The sequence below is a fragment of the Stieleria mannarensis genome (assembly GCF_014154935.1).
Lineage (GTDB): Bacteria > Planctomycetota > Planctomycetia > Pirellulales > Pirellulaceae > Stieleria > Stieleria mannarensis.
The window spans coordinates 1-518 of sequence record NZ_JACEHH010000219.1 but is presented as its reverse complement, the minus strand read 5'-3'; the positions used below and the strand labels follow the sequence as shown (position 1 = coordinate 518).

General features: G+C 52.5%; 1 protein-coding gene. It reads left to right on the top strand.

Annotated elements, in window-relative coordinates:
* Positions 1-518: hypothetical protein (locus H1B37_RS34800; RefSeq protein ID WP_286178479.1), on the top strand; the 518-nt coding region annotated here is incomplete at both ends.

The following is a 518-nucleotide window of genomic DNA, read 5'->3' as shown; positions in this document are numbered from 1 at the left end:
ACGCCGGCGCTTCGGCGGCTTATTCTTCTTGTCAGCTCGTTTGTTTTCTTCGATCGCCTGCTTGATGCCTTCGCGAGCATCATTGATTTCAGCCTCACTTGCGAAGTCAAACTTGAGCTGATCGTCGTCTTCGAAGCGTTCACTTTGGCGACCAAAAAACCGGCGGATCAACGCATCGAGTTCGCCTTGTTTCTTGGACAACTGATCGCGCAGGCGACTGTTGGTTTTGGCGAGTTCTTCATTGGACGCAGCGAGCGACTTGGCATCTTCGACGAGCGACTCGTTGGCGGCCGCAAGAGAGTCGACGCTTTTTGTGAGCGATTGATTCTTCGCCCGCAGTTCGTCGATTTGTCGCTTCAATTGCTCCAGTTCGTTCATGTATTCAGGCTAAAGAAATCCCCCAATCGCGCAAGCGCAAATCCTCGTCGGGCAACGAAAAAGGGCAAGTTTTTTCACCGGAAAAAACTTGCCCTAAGCGTTGAGTTTTGGATCGCGATCGGCGTGACATTCACGCGGCC